The sequence below is a fragment of the Lentibacillus songyuanensis genome (genome assembly GCF_039548255.1).
In the GTDB taxonomy this organism is placed as follows: domain Bacteria; phylum Bacillota; class Bacilli; order Bacillales; family Amphibacillaceae; genus Lentibacillus_C; species Lentibacillus_C songyuanensis.
On the sequence record NZ_JBCLVH010000015.1, the window covers coordinates 53,690 to 73,963 of the forward strand.

18 protein-coding genes are annotated in these 20,274 nt (G+C 40.2%); 16 read left to right on the plus strand and 2 right to left on the minus strand.

Annotation, left to right across the window (positions count from 1 at the left end; translation table 11 throughout):
* Nucleotides 1–3 precede the first annotated feature (3 nt).
* The 6 genes from WMZ97_RS14570 to WMZ97_RS14595 all read left to right on the plus strand — a co-directional run bounded on the left by WMZ97_RS14570 (nt 4) and on the right by WMZ97_RS14595 (nt 12,081).
* Nucleotides 4–7,161: an amino acid adenylation domain-containing protein gene (locus WMZ97_RS14570; protein ID WP_343272824.1), complete on the plus strand. Its 7,158-nt coding sequence runs from the start codon at nt 4–6 to the stop codon at nt 7,159–7,161.
* Nucleotides 7,162–7,187: 26 nt separating this feature from the next.
* The gene (locus WMZ97_RS14575) at nt 7,188–7,409 is read left to right on the plus strand and encodes an MbtH family protein (RefSeq protein ID WP_343272825.1); all 222 of its coding nucleotides are present in this window, start codon (nt 7,188–7,190) and stop codon (nt 7,407–7,409) included.
* Between the two features lie 2 nt (nt 7,410–7,411).
* Nucleotides 7,412–8,824 carry a DHA2 family efflux MFS transporter permease subunit gene (locus WMZ97_RS14580; protein ID WP_343272826.1) on the plus strand — a complete coding sequence of 471 codons (1,413 nt, stop codon included), beginning with the start codon at nt 7,412–7,414 and terminating at the stop codon, nt 8,822–8,824.
* A gap of 43 nt (nt 8,825–8,867) precedes the next feature.
* A complete protein-coding gene (locus WMZ97_RS14585; RefSeq protein ID WP_343272827.1) occupies nt 8,868–9,587 on the plus strand; it encodes a 4'-phosphopantetheinyl transferase family protein in 720 nt (239 codons plus the stop codon).
* 106 nt (nt 9,588–9,693) lie between these two features.
* Entirely contained in the window at nt 9,694–11,226 is a 1,533-nt protein-coding gene (locus WMZ97_RS14590; protein WP_343272828.1) for a mechanosensitive ion channel, read from the plus strand.
* Between the two features lie 246 nt (nt 11,227–11,472).
* Complete coding sequence (locus tag WMZ97_RS14595; protein WP_343272829.1) at nt 11,473–12,081, plus strand: N-acetylmuramoyl-L-alanine amidase; 609 nt, start codon at nt 11,473–11,475, stop codon at nt 12,079–12,081.
* 120 nt (nt 12,082–12,201) lie between these two features.
* On the opposite strand, the gene sigK is transcribed toward WMZ97_RS14595, so the two are convergent.
* Complete coding sequence (sigK, locus tag WMZ97_RS14600) at nt 12,202–12,906, minus strand: RNA polymerase sporulation sigma factor SigK (RefSeq protein WP_343272830.1); 705 nt, start codon at nt 12,904–12,906, stop codon at nt 12,202–12,204.
* A gap of 258 nt (nt 12,907–13,164) precedes the next feature.
* Nucleotides 13,165–13,305 (minus strand): sporulation histidine kinase inhibitor Sda, encoded by a 141-nt coding sequence (gene sda / locus WMZ97_RS14605; RefSeq protein WP_343272831.1) that lies wholly within the window; start codon nt 13,303–13,305, stop codon nt 13,165–13,167.
* 375 nt (nt 13,306–13,680) lie between these two features.
* On the opposite strand from sda, the gene WMZ97_RS14610 reads away from it, so the two are divergent.
* The 10 genes from WMZ97_RS14610 to WMZ97_RS14655 all read left to right on the plus strand — a co-directional run bounded on the left by WMZ97_RS14610 (nt 13,681) and on the right by WMZ97_RS14655 (nt 20,203).
* Nucleotides 13,681–14,196 (plus strand): YqeG family HAD IIIA-type phosphatase, encoded by a 516-nt coding sequence (locus WMZ97_RS14610; protein ID WP_343272832.1) that lies wholly within the window; start codon nt 13,681–13,683, stop codon nt 14,194–14,196.
* 2 nt (nt 14,197–14,198) lie between these two features.
* Nucleotides 14,199–15,299 (plus strand): ribosome biogenesis GTPase YqeH, encoded by a 1,101-nt coding sequence (yqeH, locus tag WMZ97_RS14615; protein ID WP_343272833.1) that lies wholly within the window; start codon nt 14,199–14,201, stop codon nt 15,297–15,299.
* 146 nt (nt 15,300–15,445) lie between these two features.
* Nucleotides 15,446–16,294 (plus strand): shikimate dehydrogenase, encoded by an 849-nt coding sequence (gene aroE, locus WMZ97_RS14620; protein WP_343272834.1) that lies wholly within the window; start codon nt 15,446–15,448, stop codon nt 16,292–16,294.
* A gap of 1 nt (nt 16,295) precedes the next feature.
* The gene (yhbY, locus tag WMZ97_RS14625) at nt 16,296–16,586 is read left to right on the plus strand and encodes a ribosome assembly RNA-binding protein YhbY (RefSeq protein WP_343272835.1); all 291 of its coding nucleotides are present in this window, start codon (nt 16,296–16,298) and stop codon (nt 16,584–16,586) included.
* A 16-nt stretch (nt 16,587–16,602) separates the two neighbouring features.
* Complete coding sequence (locus WMZ97_RS14630; protein WP_343272836.1) at nt 16,603–17,172, plus strand: nicotinate-nucleotide adenylyltransferase; 570 nt, start codon at nt 16,603–16,605, stop codon at nt 17,170–17,172.
* On the plus strand, nt 17,159–17,731 hold the full coding sequence (gene yqeK / locus WMZ97_RS14635; RefSeq protein ID WP_343272837.1) for a bis(5'-nucleosyl)-tetraphosphatase (symmetrical) YqeK: 573 nt from the start codon (nt 17,159–17,161) through the stop codon (nt 17,729–17,731). Before WMZ97_RS14630 ends, yqeK begins: the two co-directional genes overlap by 14 nt.
* A gap of 1 nt (nt 17,732) precedes the next feature.
* Entirely contained in the window at nt 17,733–18,092 is a 360-nt protein-coding gene (gene rsfS, locus WMZ97_RS14640; RefSeq protein ID WP_343272838.1) for a ribosome silencing factor, read from the plus strand.
* 4 nt (nt 18,093–18,096) lie between these two features.
* Nucleotides 18,097–18,852 carry a class I SAM-dependent DNA methyltransferase gene (locus WMZ97_RS14645; protein ID WP_343272839.1) on the plus strand — a complete coding sequence of 252 codons (756 nt, stop codon included), beginning with the start codon at nt 18,097–18,099 and terminating at the stop codon, nt 18,850–18,852.
* A gap of 123 nt (nt 18,853–18,975) precedes the next feature.
* Complete coding sequence (locus tag WMZ97_RS14650) at nt 18,976–19,569, plus strand: helix-hairpin-helix domain-containing protein (protein WP_343272840.1); 594 nt, start codon at nt 18,976–18,978, stop codon at nt 19,567–19,569.
* Between the two features lie 82 nt (nt 19,570–19,651).
* Nucleotides 19,652–20,203: a ComE operon protein 2 gene (locus tag WMZ97_RS14655; protein WP_343272841.1), complete on the plus strand. Its 552-nt coding sequence runs from the start codon at nt 19,652–19,654 to the stop codon at nt 20,201–20,203.
* Nucleotides 20,204–20,274: the final 71 nt, after the last annotated feature.

The window sequence follows — 20,274 nt, forward strand, 5'->3', positions numbered from 1 at the left end:
TTTATGCCAAGATCATTTGGGGCGCATCAGTCATTGACTGGCGCCCAAGCCGGTATCTGGTATGCACAGCAGTTGGAGCCGGAAAATCCTATTTATAATACAGCGGAGTACGTTGAAATAAATGGAAATTTGCAAAGGGAAGAATTTGAAAAAGCACTGCGACAAACCATCCAAGAGGCAGATTCATTGCATGCTCAATTTGGAGAAAATCAAAATGGCCCATGGCAGGACATTGGCAAAAGAAGAGAGTTTCCGCTTCATTTTCTAGATGTAACAGCTGAAGCTAACCCGCCAGAGGCTGCCGTAACTTGGATGAAAGCGGACATAAATCAACCGCTCAATTTAAAACAGGATCCTTTGTTTATGCAAGTGCTGTTTAAGGTTCGAGAGGATCGATACTTCTGGTATCAGCGTATTCATCATATTGCAGCGGATGCGTTTGGTTTTTCTTTGATTACACAGCGTGTAGCGCATATTTATACCTCGTTGGTAAGCGATCAACCCGTTGTCGGCAGTGAATTGGATTCGTTTCAAAATGTGATCAATGATCATGAGGCATACCTTGTTTCAGAAAAATACGATGTTGATCGCCAATTCTGGATGAATACCTACAGGGATCAACCAGAGGTAGTGAGCCTAGCAAGTAATTCTGATCGGTTATCAAGGCATATCGTACATGGTACAAGTTACTTGTCGGAAGATACACTCGTGAAATTAAAGCAGCTAGCCGCTATATATAACGGGAATTGGTACGAGGTGATTGCAGCAACCATGTCAATCTATTTGCATCGATTGACGGGTTCCGAAGATATTGTGCTCAGCTTGCCGATGATGTGCCGAATGGGAACTTCTGCGGTTAAAGTTCCCTCGATGGTGATGACCTTGCTCCCGCTACGTCTTAAGGTGCAGCCAAAAACACCTTTTTCAGAATTAATGCAGCAGGTACGGCAACAAATGCAGCAAATACGTACTCATCAGCATTACCGACACGAAACGTTGCGCCGTGATCTTAAGTTGTTAGGTGAAAATCAGCGCTTATTTGGTCCGCAGATTAATTTAATGCCGTTTGATTATGGATTGGATTTTGGCGGAATCAAAGGGATAACACATAAGCTTCACACTGGTCCAGTGGATGATCTTTCGCTGAATATTTATGATCAGCGCGATGATAAAGGGATGAGATTCGACCTTGACGCGAATGCCGATCTTTACAATGAACAGGAGCTAGAATGTCATCTGAAGCGATTTTTACATCTGATTGAACGTGTGGCATTTGCCGATGATGATTTCATGATTGCAGAAATGAATGTGCTGTTACCGGAGGAAAACGATAACGTGTTAGGTAATTGGAATCAAACAAATCAGGTGTATACACAACAAACCGTGCAGGAAATGTTCTTAAAGCATGTAAATCGTATACCAATGGCTGAGGCTTTACGGTTTAATGGTACGCCCTTTTCTTACGCATTATTAAACGAGAAGGCTAATCGCCTTGCCTGCATGCTTCGTGAAGAAGGGATTGGTCCAGAAAAATTTGTGGCATTAGCACTGTCACGTTCACCCGACATGGTTATTGCCATGTTAGCGGTTCTTAAAACTGGAGCCGCTTTTTTACCCATTGATCCTGATTATCCAAAGGAACGAATCGCTTATATGCTCGAAGATGCGCAACCGGTTTGCATGCTTGCCCACCAGGCTGTACAAGCGAAGTTACCGGATACTAGCAGTATTACTTCATTAATTCTGCTGGATGATCCTGCTCTGCAGAAGCAAATGGCTGTCTATGAAAATATCGATTTTCCATTAATTGTGACGAAACCACAGCACCCTGCATACATGATCTACACTTCGGGTTCTACAGGGAGACCAAAGGGAGTTGTTGTTACCGTAGAATCATTTGTGAACTTTCTGCAATCCATGCGAAAGAGATTTGTTTTAGACGAGCAGGATCGTTTGTTAGCAGTAACAACGATAGCTTTTGATATTTCAGCGTTGGAATTATTCCTTCCGCTCGTCAGCGGAGCCGTCTGTGTCATCGCGCAAGAAGAAAAAATCAAAGATCCCAACACATTAACGCGTCTTATGGAAGAAAACAACATTACGATGATGCAAGCAACTCCTTCACATTGGCATGCACTCGTTTCTACTTGTCCGGAGAAGTTGCGGGGTTTACGAGTTCTTGTCGGAGGAGAGGCTCTTCCAACAAAATTAGCAAATACTTTATATGAACTTGGTTGTGATGTAACAAATCTATATGGCCCAACGGAAACAACGATATGGTCTACGGCAATTATGCTCGATTCGAGGCAAACAGGTATACCCTCTATAGGTTGCCCTATTGGAAATACGCAGGTCCTTGTGTTAGATGCCGGTTTACAGCCGGTTCCGCCCGAGACCAGTGGTGATTTATATATTTCTGGAAAAGGGGTCGCACGAGGCTATTTTAACCGGCCAGATTTAACGGCACTAAGCTTTATTGCCAATCCATATGGGAGTGCCGGAGAGCGGATGTATCGTACAGGTGATATTGTTCGTTGGCGAACGGATGGAAAATTAGAATATATTAGCAGATCTGACCATCAGATCAAAGTTCGTGGTTTTCGAATCGAACTTGGAGAAATTGAAGCTGTGCTTGCAAAGAATTCTAGCGTCAGCCAGGCAGTAGCTATTGTGCAGGAGCATCAATCGGGGGATAAACGTATACTCGCGTATCTTGTACCGAAGCCCGATCACAAGATTGAAATGCATGAGCTTCGCCAAGCGTTACAAAACGAGTTGCCTGTGTATATGGTTCCTTCTGCGTTCATTGTTTTAGACGCTCTTCCGTTGACACCGAATAAAAAAATTAATCGAAAAGCGCTTCCTGCACCCGATTTTAATAATGATGGTATAAAGCAAGAACCAAGAACACCGCAGGAAGAAATTCTGTGTGATCTTTATAAGCAGGTACTAGGAGTATCAAAAATAGGAATGGATGATAGCTTCTTTGACCTTGGCGGACACTCATTATTGGCGGTACAGTTAATGAACCGGATTCGTGACGTGTTTGATATCGAACTTACTATTGGAAAGATTTTTGAGACACCAACCATCGCCGGTCTTGTTAAACAACTTGACAACAAAGAACAGACACGTCCGCCAATACAAAAGGCAGACAAACCGGACATGATTCCATTATCCTTTGCGCAACGTCGTTTATGGTTTCTTTACCAGTTAGAAGGTCCAAGTCCAACATATAATATTCCGGTTGTTGTTCATTTCTCAGGAAAAGTAAATCAATCTATATTACAAGCTGCACTAATCGATGTAGTGGACCGGCATCAAACGTTGAGAACAATTTTCCCAGAGAAATCTGGGACTGCGCGGCAACATATTTTAGATGCAAAAGTGGCAAAACCTGCTTTGCATGTGCACCAAATTGAAAAATCGATGTTAGCAGAACGATTAAATGAAACGGTCAGGTACTGCTTTAATTTAGCGGAGGAGCCTGCATTTCGTGCAGAGCTTTTTGAAGTGGATCGAGAGAGAGATGTTCTTGTTTTATTACTCCATCATATCGTTGGCGATGGGTGGTCCTTAACGCCTTTAACACAAGATCTTAAGCAAGCATATATAACTCGCAGTCAAGGCGAGGATCCAAATTGGCCATATTTGCCTGTGCAATATGCAGATTATGCACTATGGCAGGAAGCATTGTTAGCAACCAAACAAGATACAACCTGTTTGATCGATAAGCAGTTACAATATTGGACAGAAACATTAAAGGGTTTACCTGACCATTTGGAACTGCCAACTGATTACCCGCGTCCGTCGGAATCAAGCTATCAAGGGGAAACGTATCGTTTTATGATTCAACCAGAGTTACATCGCCAGTTACTTGTTATTTCTGCACAAAATGGAGTCAGTTTGTTTATGACACTGCAGGCAGGACTATCTGCATTGTTAACCAAACTTGGGGCTGGAAATGATATACCTTTAGGCAGCCCAGTGGCTGGAAGGAATGATGATACACTAACCAATCTTGTTGGCTTATTTATTAACACATTGGTGTTGCGAACGGATACTTCTGGTGATCCTAGTTTTCGTGAATTACTTGACAGGGTACGAAAAGTAAATATCGATGCTTATGATAATCAGGATTTGCCTTTTGAAAGATTAGTAGAGATTCTTAATCCGGCACGCTCCAGATCAAAGCATCCATTATTTCAAATTATGCTTGCATTACAAAATACGCCTGAGCCCAACCTTGATTTGCCTCAATTAGAGGGCGATCTTTCAATATATAGTGTGGGAACAGCCAAGTTTGACTTTACGTTAGAGTTTCGAGAACGTGTCGATCAAACTGGAAAGCCAAATGGATTAGAAGGTTTTTTAGAATACAGTACCGACCTCTTTACTGAAAAATCAATGGTACAGATGATAAAAAGATTAATTAAATTGTTTAAATCAGCTATAACAGATCCAGAGCAAACAATTGGACACTTGGAGATATTAGATCAGGAAGAAAAACAAAAACTGTTAATGCATCATGATAAGAGGAAAACAATAGAAAGTTCGTGTTTACCTTCATTATTTGAAGAGCAAGTGCGAAGCCATCCGCAAAAAATTGCACTTGTCCTTAATGACAAGAAAATAAGTTACGAAGAGTTGAATGAGAAGGCGAACCAGCTTGCGCATCTTCTACTAGAAAAAGGTGTTGGTCCTGAACAGTTTGTTGCAGTATCGTTACCAAGATCCTTTGAAATGGTAATCAGTCTGTTAGGGATATTAAAAGCAGGAGCTGGATACGTACCTCTGGATCCGGAGTATCCTCGTGAACGTATCGCCTTTATGATGAAAGATGCAAATCCTTCAGTTATTGTAACCAATGAAGCATCTGCGGACAAGTTATCAGCAGATATTGGTGTTCCAAGTATTATCATAGACGAACAAGAGATAATAGAAGAACTAAAAGAGCATAAGGTTACTAACCCAACGGATCTTGAGCGAATACAACCGTTATCACCGCTTCACCCGGCATATATTATTTATACATCAGGTTCAACCGGTTTGCCAAAAGGTGTCGTTATTCCGCATCAGAATGTCCATCGTTTACTCTGTTCAACAGAGCATTGGTTCCGATTCGATGAAAATGATGTATGGACGATGTTCCATTCTTACGCGTTTGACTTTTCTGTTTGGGAAATGTGGGGAGCCCTGTTATACGGAGGTCGATTGGTAATCGTACCACATACAATTAGTCGATCCCCGGGGGAGACTTTGCAGTTACTTGCTGATGAAGGCGTAACAGTATTGAATCAAACACCTTCTGCGTTTTATCAATTCATGCAAGCTGATCAGGAATATCAGTCGATTGGGGATAAACTATCGTTACGGTATGTTGTTTTCGGTGGAGAGGCACTTGAGTTGAGCCGCTTGGAAAATTGGTATAAAAGACATGCAGATGATGCTCCCAAATTAATTAATATGTATGGCATAACGGAGACAACGGTTCATGTAACGTATGTAGAACTTAATCGAAAAACTGTTTCTGAACAAATGGCTAGTATCATCGGTCAAGGAATACCTGATCTGGATGTTTATGTATTGGATGATTACCTGCAGCCCGTTCCTTTAGGTGTAGTTGGTGAAATGTATGTATCTGGACCGGGGCTTGCAAGGGGTTATTTTGGCCGCCCTGATTTGACAGCGAATCGTTTCGTTGCTAACCCATATGGTAAGAGTGGTACAAGAATGTACCGCACGGGGGATTTAGCATGTTGGAAGGAATACGGCACATTGGAATATATCGGTCGCGCTGATCAGCAAGTGAAAATAAGAGGATTCCGAATTAAATTAGGTGAAATTGAACATGTTCTTTCAGAGCATCCGGAGATAAAGCAGGCAACAGTGTTTAATAGGGAAGATCGACCTGGAGATCAACGGCTGGTCGCTTATATTATTTTAAAGGGAAGTGGTATTGATAATGCTGCAGAAATTCGACGCTGGGTAGCGAATCGTTTGCCTGACTATATGGTACCGTCAGCTTTCGTTGTGATGGATGAATTCCCATTAACTGCTAATGAAAAACTGGATTATCAGGCGCTCCCTCAACCTGACTATTTGGTGGAAACTACGGAATGCGGACCAAGAACGCCACAAGAGGAAATGCTATGTGACTTATTTATGGAAGTACTTGATATACCGTCAGTTGGTATCGATGATGAATTCTTCCATCTTGGTGGTCATTCCTTACTTGCGGTCAAATTGATGACTCGTATAAAAGAGGCATTTGGAGTAGAACTAAGCATTGGTAATCTTTTTGAATCTCCTACTGTTTCCGGGCTAGCTGAGCGTTTAAAGATAGGAGATAATCAAAGCGCGCTTCATGTGCTGTTACCACTGCGCAAAAGTGGCAGCCATGAATCAATCTTTTGTGTTCATCCTGCCGGAGGACTAAGTTGGTGCTATGCAGGTCTGATGAAAGCTTTGAGTAAAGATTATCCAATATATGGTCTGCAAGCAAGAGGGATTTCTGACCCAGGTAGTTATCCAAGGTCATTAGATGAGATGGCTGAAGATTATATTGAACAGATGAAACGAATACAGCCTAAAGGTCCGTATCATTTGCTAGGTTGGTCTCTAGGAGGAAATGTAATTCAGGCGATGGCTACGAAACTGCAAAAACAAGGTGAGTCGATTGCGCTGGTTGCCATGTTAGATGCCTTTCCAAATCATTTTTTACCAATTAAAAATGCACCTGACGAGGAGGAAGCATTGATCGCTTTACTTGCTTTAGGAGGCTATGATCCCGAGAGTCTAAGTGAAGAACCTCTCAACATGGAACATGCAATTGAGTTATTGCGCAAAGAGGGCAGTGCGTTAGCCAGTCTTCATGATGATACAATTATGAATTTGAAAGAATCGTATGTACATTCGGTTCATAATTTGAGCCATTTTAACCCAGATATATTTACCGGCGACATTATTTTTTTCCGCTCGACGATTATCCCAGAGTGGTTTGATTCCATTTCTGTCGATACGTGGAAACCTTATATAAATGGAACGATTCAATCCCATGATATTAATTGTCGCCATAAAGATATGTGTCAACCAGAACCAATAGCAGAAATCGGGAAAATACTGTCGAAAAAGTTAAATACGCTGCACGCCATACGTTAATCAATTCGTAGAGGAGAGATAGATTTATGAACAACCCTTTTGAAAATCCGGATGGATCCTATTTCGTTTTAATGAATCAGGAAGGCCAATATTCCCTTTGGCCCGACTTCAGAGGTGTTCCAGCAGGCTGGAAAATAGTTTACGGATCAGCCAATAGAGAAGACTGTATGAATTACATTACATTTTATTGGCATGACTTAATTCCAAACAGCTTGAAATCAGTTGAAAAAAATGGTTCCAGGAGTTAGTAATGCCGAAAAACAAGCATACGAAAGGTGCTGTAGCTATTGTTTATATATTCGCTATGTTCATGTCCGCATTAGATAGTACGATTGTGAATGTAGCTTTACCAGCAATAGGAGAAACATTTCATGTTTCTCCTGCTGCTACAGGAACAATTAATATTGGTTATTTAATTAGCTTAACTATGTTTCTTCCCATAGCTGGCTGGTTAAGTGATTATCTTGGAACGAAACGTGTATTTTTAAGTACACTTGCTTTATTTACGTTGGCTTCTGCATTATGTGGTTTTGCCGGCAGCATGATCGCTTTGGAGCTGTTTAGAATTCTGCAAGGGGCGGGAGCTGGATTTCTCACTCCAGTTGGGATGGCGATCTTATTTCGGACCTTTACACATGAGGAGCGGCCAAAGCTTTCACGGTTGCTTATGATCCCAATTGCATTAGCACCCGCACTTGGCCCAGTGATTGGAGGATTTCTAGCTGATATCTACTCCTGGAGATGGATATTTTATATTAATATTCCTATTGGCATTCTTGCCTTATTCATAGGGATCGTATATTTACAGGAACACAAGGAACCTTCTCCAGGGAAATTCGATTACAAAGGATTCCTTCTCTCTATATTCGGTTTTTCTATGTCGATTTATGCACTATCACTGGGAACTGTCAAAGGTTGGACGTCTTCGGAAATTTTGGTTACTGGCCTTACTGGCATTAGTTTACTAATTGCACTAATGATTGTGGAGCTTCACATAGATAAACCGATGATTGATTTCGGTTTGTTTAAAGATTCCATGTTTCGAACAATGAGTCTGGTTGGTCTTTGTTCTGCAGCGGGTTTACTCGGGATGCTTTATGTGTTTCCACTTATGTACCAAAACGTTTTAAAAGTCAGTGCTCTACATACCGGGCTGACGACATTTTTGGAAGCGCTGGGTTTAATGGTTGCTTCCCAGCTCATGCCTTGGACATTGAAGAAACTTGGATTACAACGCTTGTTAATTATTTCACTAGCAGGAACCATTTTAGTTTTTATATTTATTGCAGTATTTGTTGCATCTAGTCCATGGTTGCTAAGAGGGCTCATGTTTGGCGTTGGTTTTTTCTTGGGACAAACGGTAGGCGCAGCGCAAATTTCAGCTTTTACGAATATTACCTCAGCTTCGATGGGAAAGGCCACAACGCTATTTCACATGCAAAATAGACTTGGATCGGTACTAGGAGTTGCCATTTTGGCGAGTGTATTAGGAACCTCGGGAAAAATAGCCGAAAAACAAATTCCATTATGGACCTATCAGTGTGCATTATTTGGGGCAGCATTATTTTTAATTGCCGCATGTGTTGTTGTTTTGGTTTGGAAAGATTCTTCGGTTTCCTGTCAAACGAATGAACAATTCGAACATGCTGAATCTGTGAAGTGATTTTTATCCAAATTTTGACAAGACATGGGAAAGGAGTATTGGATTGGTTGAAGTTTATGTTTGCCAATTGCCAGAGAGAAAAAATCGTGCAATGTTGCTATCATTACTTGCATATACCTCGACAGAAAGACAAAACTATATGCTGCAATTTTACCATATAGAAGATGCGTATCGAGCAATAATAGGGGACTTATTGCTCGATCATGTTTTATATAAACGTCTGGGAGTCAGATTAAAAGAGGTTGCTGTCGATAAAAATGCATATGGCAAACCTTTTTTTCCTGATTATCCATTTATTAAATATAATATCTCTCATTCAGGTGATTATATTGCTTGTGCTATTCATAGTCAGCGAGTCGGTATAGATATTGAAAAGGTAAAATTATTTGATCTGCGAATGGCAAAACAGCTATTTTCTGCAAGTGAATACTGCGCCATATGTCATGCAACAAATAAAAACCTTGCTTGTTATAATCTTTGGACGTTAAAAGAGAGTTATATAAAAATGTTGGGGAAAGGTCTGGCTATTCCACTTGATTCTTTTCAGATGATAAAGTCTAGTGAAAACGAAATAAAAGTGATAGATATGAATAAAAAAAAGGAAGTGAAAGACTCCATATGTATTCAGTATCCTATTGCAGCAGATTACCAGCTTGCAGTATGTGCACATGGTGCGGTCAAGGCTGATTTTCAAAACGAGGTGAAACACATACGCCTCGCTCAATTAATAACCACTTTGACTCGAATGACAGGCTTTGTATAATGGTTATTTGTCGTTGCTTGTCAGCTTTTGTTGGTTATACAGGTTTACGAAAAATAAACACTGGGTATTAAACAGATTAAATTGGTAAATGAAGGGAGTAGATAACTTGGAAACATACTTTGATTATTTTGGTACAGGATTTTGGGGTGGACTCCAAAACTTTGTTATTGCGCTGATCGTGCTGATCATTGGATGGTTAATTGCCAAAGCAATTGGAAGTGCTGTTACGAAAGCGCTTCGTAAAATCAATCTGGATGCCCGCTTTTTCAGCAAATTTAGGACAGAAGACAAAAAGTTTGATACCGAAAAAATTATTGGCAAAGTTATTTACTATATACTTTTGCTAATTGTGTTTATCCTATTTTTCAATATCTTGAATTTGGATATGATTGCTAATCCGCTTTCCGGATTAATTGACACGTTCTTCGGTTTCATTCCCGCGGTATTAAAAGCCGGGTTAATTCTGTTATTGGCATATGTGATTGCCTCCATTGCAAGATGGGTGATTATCACAGGGTCCAAAAAAATTAACTTGCAGCATTTCTTCTTCAAAATGCGCTTTGTCAAATCAGAAGAGGAAATTGTCACGATAACGGAACAAGTAGGAACGACAGTCTTTTATCTTATCTTGCTGCTATTTATTCCGGGGGTACTGGATGCCTTAAGTATTGCTGGAGTGGCACAGCCATTTAGCGGTTTGTTAGGAACTATTTTAGTATTTGTTCCGAAATTACTTGCGGCAGCGATAATATTTACTGTGGGCTGGTTAGTAGCAAAGGTAATAAAAAACATTTTAGTGAATCTATTACAGGCAGTTGGATCAGAAAAATGGATTGATAAGCTGAAAATGGATGAACTTTTTAAAGAAACAAGCTTAGCAACTTTCATCGGCAACATTGTATTTTTTTTGATTATGATTCCAGTAGCCATTGCTACCTTGGAGAAACTCGATTTACGAGGAATTAGTGAACCAGCCATTAACATGCTGGCGAAAATTTTAGATATGGTTCCAAATATTTTCATAGCTGTTATCCTCATTTTAGTAGGAATATGGCTAGGTAGATTCATTGGTAAATTTGTTTCTAACTTATTAAATCGGATTGGTTTTGATAGGCTGTCCGATAAAATTGGGATCGGGAACAAAAGCATGGATCATGCTAAAATGTCCCCATCAACTGTGGTTGGTTATATTGTGCAAGTGCTGATTGTCTTTTTCTTAGCAGTACAAGCACTATACCTGATTAAACTAGAGTTCCTTGTTGATATTGCATCTGCAGTTACCGCATATTTACCAAATGTCTTAGCTGCCATCCTGGTGTTAGGTGTAGCGTTAATCTTATCGGGAATTGTGGAAAAAGTATTGGTAAATTTGTTATCAGGTGCGGCTTCCCATATTTTGGCCGGGTTTGCCAAATATGCGATTATAGTGTTAGCTGTTTTTATGGCACTTACGCAATTAGGCATCGCGCCTACAATCGTAACATCATCATTTGTTCTAATCCTTGGTGGGTTGGCCTTAGCTTTCGGTCTTGCATTTGGTATGGGTGGTAAGGATTTCGCCCACAAATACTTGGAGAAATTTGATCGCACCATAGAAAGCACTTCTATTACCGACTATGATTCAGATCATTATGAATAAAGTGCAACTTCACTAAGTGGAGGTCTTATTGCCCGTTAAGGCGGGATAAATGCCAAGGAGCTTCTTTTGATAAGAAGCTCCTATTTAATTAGACGCTAAATATATGAAAACAGATAGTTTTACTAGATTGATAACAAACGGAAATAAATAATAGATTTACGTCGAAAGATGTATGAGAAAGCATGAAAGGAGTGAACCCAATTTATTAGACATTCAAACAGGTTAGAAAAAATTTTTATTTATCCAATGATTCTGTTCAGCATTATTGTTGTGTGCTTTATCCCTAAAACGGTTGACGCAGCTGCTGTTCGTATTTTCATAGATCCTGGACATGGCGGATCTGATCCAGGCGCAACGGCAAATGGTTTGAAGGAAAAGGATTTAACATTGGATATCGCTTTAAGGACAAGAGATATCTTAAATGAGTCGTATGAGGGACACACGATTAAATTATCCCGTACATCAGATGTGACAACGTCGTTAGCTAAACGAACCAGGATGGCAAATAATTGGGGTGCAAACTTTTTTGTCTCCATACATATCAATTCAAATAATGCTACAGGATTTGAATCGTATATTTTTGACGGTAACTATGGCGATAAGGAGAGAACAAATGCTATCCGAAACAGTATTCATAATGAAATTGTGAGTCAAACCGGTTTTAAAGACCGGGGGCAGAAAGAAGAAAACCTGCATGTTCTTAGAGAATCTAAAGCCCCAGCTATCTTAACTGAAAATGGTTTTATTGATAATGCAAATGATGGGAGCAAATTAAAAAAAGATGCATTTATTAATAAAATCGCTCAAGGTCATGCGGATGGAATAGCAAGGGCGCTTGGATTGAATCCGAAATAATTGAAAAACAGTAATAATGTAACCAATTCACAGTAGAAAAGCGTGGAGGTTTAATATTCTGCACGCTTTTCTACGTCTCTGGTTAACTTGTGAAGGCTTCAAGATGTAATAAGGGAGATGTTATCCGCGCCGTTCTTTACGGAAATATTCATGGAAGACTTTCATTAAAGCCCGCTTCTCAATTCGTGACACGTAACTTCTTGATATATTTAATTTTTTTGCGATTTCTCGTTGCGTTAATTCTTGATAATCATTTAGTCCATACCGATAAATGACCACTTCTTTTTCCCTGTCAGTAAGAATGCCCAAGTAGTCCTTCATCTTGTCAATTTCCATGTTTAATTGGATATACTCAATAACGTCTGCATTTTCTGCTTCCAAAATATCAATCAAGCTTATTTCATTTCCTTCTTTATCCTGGCCGATCGGATCATGCAACGACACGTCTTTCTTAACTTTTTTCAATGCGCGTAAATGCATTAATATTTCATTCTCAATACACCTGGCCGCATAGGTTGCAAGCTTTGTACCTTTGCCTACTGAAAAACTTTCAATGCCCTTGATCAATCCGATTGTACCGATGGAAATCAAGTCTTCCATATCCTCTCCGGTATTTTCGAATTTTTTTACAATATGGGCAACCAGCCGTAAATTATGTTCGATTAGCTTATTTCTCGCGTTTGCATCACCATCTTGCATTTGTTGAATGTACTGCGCTTCCTCATCAGGGGGAAGCGGCTGTGGAAAGGCGTGATTTTTTACGTAGGATACAAAAAATAGTGCTTCTTTAACTAACAAAGCAAGCACACTCAGAATTCCGGACAAACACAAGCACCTCCTAAGTATGTTGGCTGGGCTTTTGCCTATATAACATTCTTATGAGGAGTTTCATCTATTTGTGTCTGTCCATATTTAAAAATCCTAATCGAACGGGTTTTTTTAAAAGATCATTTATACCACCGAGCATGAACAAAATACATGATGATGTACACGGCAATTACCAGACGAATAAACGAACCCGTCTGTAAAAGTCATTCGGCGTGAACATGCAGATGACAATAGCTAACAAAAAACAGCAAATATTTAACTGGAATATTCCTCTTTACCTACTAGTGATCTTCTATGGATTTCCTGTTCAATTAATCGGATAAAATCAGGGCTAAGATTTAATTCATTTGCTTTTCGGTAGGATTCCAGTAACAATTCATCTGACAAATGTTCCATCAATACGCCCTCCGTTCCATTTGGGTTACTAATAATTTACCATGAAAAAGAGGGTTGAACAAGGCAACAGTTATCTACAACAGCTTGTAGATAACTTGTGTATAAAGTCAAAAAATCTTGCTTAAACTACCATTCTATAAATGTGGATACTGTGAGTAAGGTTATCCACAACTCGGAAAATGAAAGAATTTGTCGAACGGTTTTTGCGACAAAACGGGGTTAATCATGCATGTTTTTGCTAAATTGACATAGGCAGACAAAATCTAAGCAGCACTTGAAAAAATTTCTTGAGGTAACACTTTTATATTATGGAATGTTATTATAGGATTAAGGTATAATGTTAACTTGTATTGTTATTTTAATGAGGTGTGACAGTTGTTGAAAAAGTTTCTGCCGGATGATCATGTAAAGAGTGTCTTTGAGATTCATCCAGATCTACTAAAACAAAAGGGAATAAAAGGGATCATTACTGATTTGGATAATACACTCGTTGCTTGGGATGTAAAGGATGCGACCCCAGAAATTATCCAATGGTTTAAATTGATGGAGGAACATCATATCAAGGTAACGATTATTTCAAATAATAACGAAGAACGTGTGAAGGTTTTTTCTGAGCCGCTTGCGATACCATTTATATGCAGCGCCAGAAAACCACTTGGACGTGCATTCAAATCTGCTGCTAAGAATATGAACTTGAACAAAGAGGAAATTGTTGTCATTGGTGACCAATTAATGACCGACGTACTGGGGGGGAATTTTGCCGGATTTCATACGATACTTGTCGTCCCAATCGTGCAAACAGATGGCAAAATTACTCGTATTAATCGGAAAATCGAGCGACGGATCTTACGGTATATGCGTAAAAAAGGAAAGGTAACCTGGGAGGAATAAATGTGGAAAAAATACATTGTCAGGGGTGCGGAATTCCCATTCAAACAGAAAATCAACGAGAGATCGGTTATGCCCCTGCGGCAACGCTGGAAAGAGAACCAGTTTTGTGCCAACGTTGTTTTCGTTTAAAACATTATAATCAAGTACAATCTGTGTCGATTTCTGATGAAGATTTCTTGGACTTAGTAAGCCAAATAGGCAACACAACGGGGCTTGTTGTGCATCTTGTTGATATATTTGACGTAAATGGAAGCCTTATTAATAGCCTTCCACGCCTGGTTGGCCATAACCCAATCATTCTTGTTGGCAATAAAATGGATTTATTACCGAAGTCTTCCAATAAACGAAAGCTGGAACAGTGGCTTCGGGCATCTGCAAAGGAAATGGGAATTGATGTAAAAGATGTATTTTTGATTTCATCAGCTAAAGGCCATGGAATTGATGCATTGGCCGAGGCGATCGAGCATTATCGCGCCCAAAAGGATGTGTACATTGTTGGGACGACAAATGTTGGGAAATCTACATTTATTAATCGGCTAATCAAACGTTCAACAGGGGAAAATAATATTATTACCACATCTTATTTTCCTGGTACAACATTAGGGTTTATTGAAATTCCATTAGATGAAACAACGGCCCTAATTGACACACCTGGTATCGTGAATAAGCAGCAAATGGCGCATTATGTTTCCGACCAGGATTTGAAACTGATTACACCGAACAAAGAAATAAAACCAAGAAATTACCAATTAAATCAGGGTCAGACATTATTTTTTGGTGGACTGGCTCGCCTGGATTTTGTTAAAGGGGAAAAACAGTCCTTTGTTTGTTATTTCGCAAATGCCGTACCAATTCATCGAACAAAGCTTGCGAATGCTGACACGCTATATGCGAATCATAAAGGTGAATTATTAGCTCCGCCTGATCAGCAAACATTGGAGAAATTGCCAAAGTTGACTGAAACAACCTACCGTCTTAGGGATGAAAAAACGGACATTGTGTTTCCGGGGTTAGGCTGGGTAAGTGTTACGGGACAACAAACAACCGTAACAGCCCATAGTCCAAATGGCGTTGCTGTCTCATTAAGAAAATCGTTGATATAAAGGGCTGCGATTCAGCCATGATAAAGTGAAACTTCATTCAGTGGGGATTTTCGACGCACTCAGACGTGCTAGTGCATAAACACGTGACGGTTTTAGCTTGCCCTTTCTCCCCCACTGAATAGAGGAACAAAGGAGAGAGGATTAACGTGGAGTTTACATTTGCCTTGATAGGTTATCCCGTTCAGCATTCCTTGTCACCGTGGATTCATCAGCAATTCCTGAAACGGACGGGGCTGAATGGCAGCTATTCAATAGAAGAGATAACGCCAAATGAATCGTTTGATGAGCGAATGGCGGATTTAAGACGTCAAAATCTTGACGGCTTTAATGTGACTGTCCCATATAAACAAACCATTATTCCTTATTTGGACGACATCCATGATGATGCAAAACGCATCGGTGCAGTGAACACGGTCGTTAATCGCGATGGGAAATGGATTGGATATAATACCGATGGCAAAGGGTATGTCCGATCATTGCAAAAGCATTATCCGAAGTTGTGTATGGATAAAGACATCAAAATTGTCATTATTGGTTCCGGCGGGGCTGCACGAGGTATTTATGATGCGCTTGTCACGGAAGGATTCCGTTTTATTGATATTGCTAATCGAACCATTTCAAGTGCAGAAGCGATCGCGCAATTACAGCAGGAACAAAGCCATACAACCATTTTACCATTGGCAGATTTGGAAGCAAAGATCACTCGTTACGATTTGATTATTCAGACGACATCAGTTGGGATGAAACCACACCAGGAACAATCGATAATACCAGCGGATGTTTCCTTTAAAGCAGGAAGCGTTGTAAGTGATATTATTTATCAGCCGATCAAAACGAATGTTTTAAAACAGGCAGGTAAGCAAGGTGCTTTGGTTCATTATGGTCATGTCATGCTGCTTTATCAGGCTCAATATGCATTTGAGTTATGGACGGATCATCATTTTTCTATAGAAGATATGGAAGAACAATTACAACAGATTTTGGAAGGAAGATAGGATGCTAACAGGAAAGCAAAAACGTTATTTACGTGCAAAAGCAAATCGCCTTAAGCCAATATTTCAGGTTGGAAAAGATGGTGTAAATGATAACATGGTGACACAAATTGGTGAGGCATTGGAAAAACGTGAACTGATTAAGATCAGTGTGCTGCAAAATTGTCTTGAGGACAAACATGATGTTGCCACAATGCTTGCAAATGGTACAGAAGCAGCTGTCGTTCAAATCATTGGAAATAATATTGTGTTGTATAAGGAATCAGAGGAAAATAAACATATTCAATTACCTTAAAGGAGTAAGTCGTGAAATGAAACGCGTTGGAATATTAGGAGGCACATTTGATCCACCACACATCGGACACTTACTTATTGCCGAAGAAGTGAAAAACCAGCTTGACTTGGCAGAGGTCTGGTTTATCCCATCGTACGAGCCGCCGCATAAACGAGTGGCGAGAACAAGTACAACAGATCGAATGAATATGGTGCAGCAAGCTATTGCCTCTAATCATTCGTTTAGGATGAATACCATTGAGATTGATCGTTTAGGAAAATCGTATACATTTGATACAATAAAAATGTTGAACGATACATATCCTGATACAACATTTTATTTTATTATTGGTGCTGATATGGTAGAATACTTGCCAAAATGGAAGCACATTGATGAATTAATGAGCATCGTTACCTTTGTTGGGGTAGGGCGTAACGGTTATCATCTACAAACAGCGTATCCTGTTGTAACATTGGATATCCCGATGATCGACGTTTCGTCAACAATGATTCGAGAGCGGATTAAAGCAAATCAGTCGGTCAAATATTTATTGCCGGAAAATGTGGAACGTTATATTAAAGGGAAGCGATTATATGAACAAGCATGACGCAATTCAAGCGGTCAAGCCGCATTTAACAACGAAACGATTCGAGCATACATTACGCGTCGCCAAGACAGCTGTCGAATTAGCCAAACGGTTTCAAGTATCCGAAAAAAAAGCGGAACTTGCTGCCATTTTCCATGATTATGCAAAATTTCGTTCGCAAGCGGAAATGCGCAGAATTATTCTGTCCAGTGCATTGCCAAATGATTTAGTATTGTTTCATCATGAATTATGGCATGCACCAGTTGGAGCAATTTTAGTGAAACAAGAGCAGGGAATTCAGGACCATGAAATACTCCGTGCCATTCACAATCATACAACAGGATGCGCACACATGAATAAACTGGATATGATTGTATTATTAGCTGACTATATCGAACCAGGCCGATCGTTTCCGGGTTTAGACGAAGTGCGGCAAATGGCGAAACAGGATTTGGTCCATGCGTGCTGGCTATCGGTTAGAAACTCCATTCAGTTTCTAATGAGCAAGGGGTCTCGTATTTACCCGGATACGTTTCATGCATATAATGATTTAACTTTACGATTAAACGGAGGTTACTAATTTGGAAGAAACGTTAGAACTACTAGAAAAAGTCGCAAAAGCTTGCGATGATAAACGTGCAGAGGATATGGTTGCGTTAGATATGAAAGAAGTATCATTAGTAGCAGATTATTTTCTCATTTGTCATGGATCGAATGAACGGCAGGTACAGGCGATCGCCCGTTCGATTAAAGATGCGGTGGAGGAAGAAGGCATGTCGCTTCAGCGCTTGGAAGGATTCGAGCAAGCGCGGTGGATATTAGTGGATATAGGAAATATCGTATGCCATATTTTCCATAAGGATGAGCGGTCGTATTATAATCTGGAACGTTTATGGGGCGATGCAACGCGTGTGCAATTGAATATTGGTGAGGAAGGTTAAATGAATGGAATATCAGCAATTGGCCAACGTATATGATCAGCTGATGGATGATGCCCCTTACGATGAGTGGCTGGATTTAACAGTCGATGTCTTCCAGCAGTCCAATAAAGCCATTCGGCATGTAGCTGATTTGGGTTGTGGTACTGGACGTATTACGACAAGCTTAGCGCAATTGGGGTATAGCATGGTGGGCGTTGATTTCTCGGAAGAAATGTTAAGTCATGCACAGCAGCATGCCGCAGCAAAAGGTGTCAACGTTCAATGGATTCATCAGGATCTAAGGGAACTGGAAGGTTTTTCTGGACTTGACGCTGTCATTAGTTATTGTGATGTGATAAATTATATCACCACAGAAAGTGAGTTGCAGATGGTATTCCATCATGTACAGGAGATGCTTCGTGATGGAGGATTATTTATCTTTGACATCCATTCGCTTTACCATATGCAAAACAACTTTGCTGGAGAAACGTTTGCTGCAGTCGAGGAAGATATGTCGTATATCTGGTTTTGTTCACCTGGAGATGCTACAGGTGAAGTTTTTCATGATTTAACCTTTTTTGTACAAGCGGGCGATAGGTATGTCCGTTTTGACGAAACGCACCATCAGCGAACATTTTCAATCGATATTTATAAAAAATTATTACGTACTGCAGGCTTTGAAATTCGACATTTGTATGGTGACTTTTCGTTGAAATCTGAAAAATTAAAGGAAGATACAGAAAGAATTTTCTTTATAGCTGAAAAACAACCGGGAAAATAGGATTTTCCCGGTTGTTTTTTGCTTGCAGGAATTTCAGGATGTGTGTCGAAAGAGTATAATAGCCCCATCGTAATCCCTTCTTTTACCCCGAATTATGCCACAATATGGGAGGTTGTGATAGCCTTGTTTCTGGAGTTACTGAAAAAAAGCTCGTTCTTTCTGATTATCGGCATAGCTGTGATCCTCTTCTTCGTATTTCAACATGAACCTGCTGAATCGACTACGGAATTAACCCCAGTTGCTGACCAGACAAAAGAAGTTACTGAACAAAATGAAACAACGGGAGATGAGAATATTATTGTCGATGTAAAGGGGGCAGTTAAGAATCCTGGTATCTATGAAATACACGCAGATTCCCGTGTGAATGATGTTATTGAATTGGCGGGCGGTTTTTTGAAGCAGGCTGACCAGACCGTGGTAAACCTTGCGCAACAAGTTCAGGACGAGATGGTGATCGCCGTTCCGGAAATCGGCGATGATACAAGCGGAATACAAGCAGATGAAGTGACAGGAAGCGGACAAGCGAAGCTCAAGATAAACCAAGCAACCCAAGCAGAAATAGAAAAGCTAAATGGTATTGGTCCTTCCAAAGCACAGGCAATCATTGACTATCGTGAGGAGAATGGCTTATTTCAAACTGTTGATGACCTGCTTGAGGTATCGGGGATCGGTGAAAAAACGCTAGAAAGTCTAAAGGACATGATTCAGGTTCCTTAACGGCGATAATTGACGAAACTTCGCCGGTGCATGTAAACTTAGTAGAGGTGTTTACAATGATAGAATAGCGAGGAGTATTTGTATGGAGAGGATTTCCTGGGATCAATATTTCATGGCGCAAAGTCATTTATTAGCATTGCGAAGCACGTGTACCCGATTGATGGTTGGAGCAACCATTGTACGCGATAAACGAATTATTGCCGGCGGTTACAATGGCAGTGTTTCTGGTAGTGTACATTGTATTGATGAAGGCTGCTATGTCATTGATGGGCATTGTGTCCGGACCGTACATGCAGAGGCGAATGCTCTATTGCAATGTGCGAAATTCGGGGTTCCAACCGATGGTGCTGAGCTTTATGTAACCCATTTCCCATGTCTGCAATGTTGTAAGCAGATTATCCAGAGCGGTATTAAATCCGTTTACTATGCTGCTGATTATAAAAACCATCCCTATGCGTTGGAGTTGTTCGCCGAGGCAGGCGTGCAAACGAAAAAAGTGGAGTTGAACTATTTGGCAATCGATGAAAACGTTGATGAAAAGAAGGAGTTCGTAAAGGGGTTACTTGATCAGCTAACTGACTCGGATGAGACTGGCCAGCTGAAGGAAGAAGCTGAGCGTTTATTTAACATGTAAATCAAAAGTTGTTTATTTCTGAATGCCGAAGCCGAACGCGAGGCAGTTTGTTCGGCTTTTGTGACAGGGAG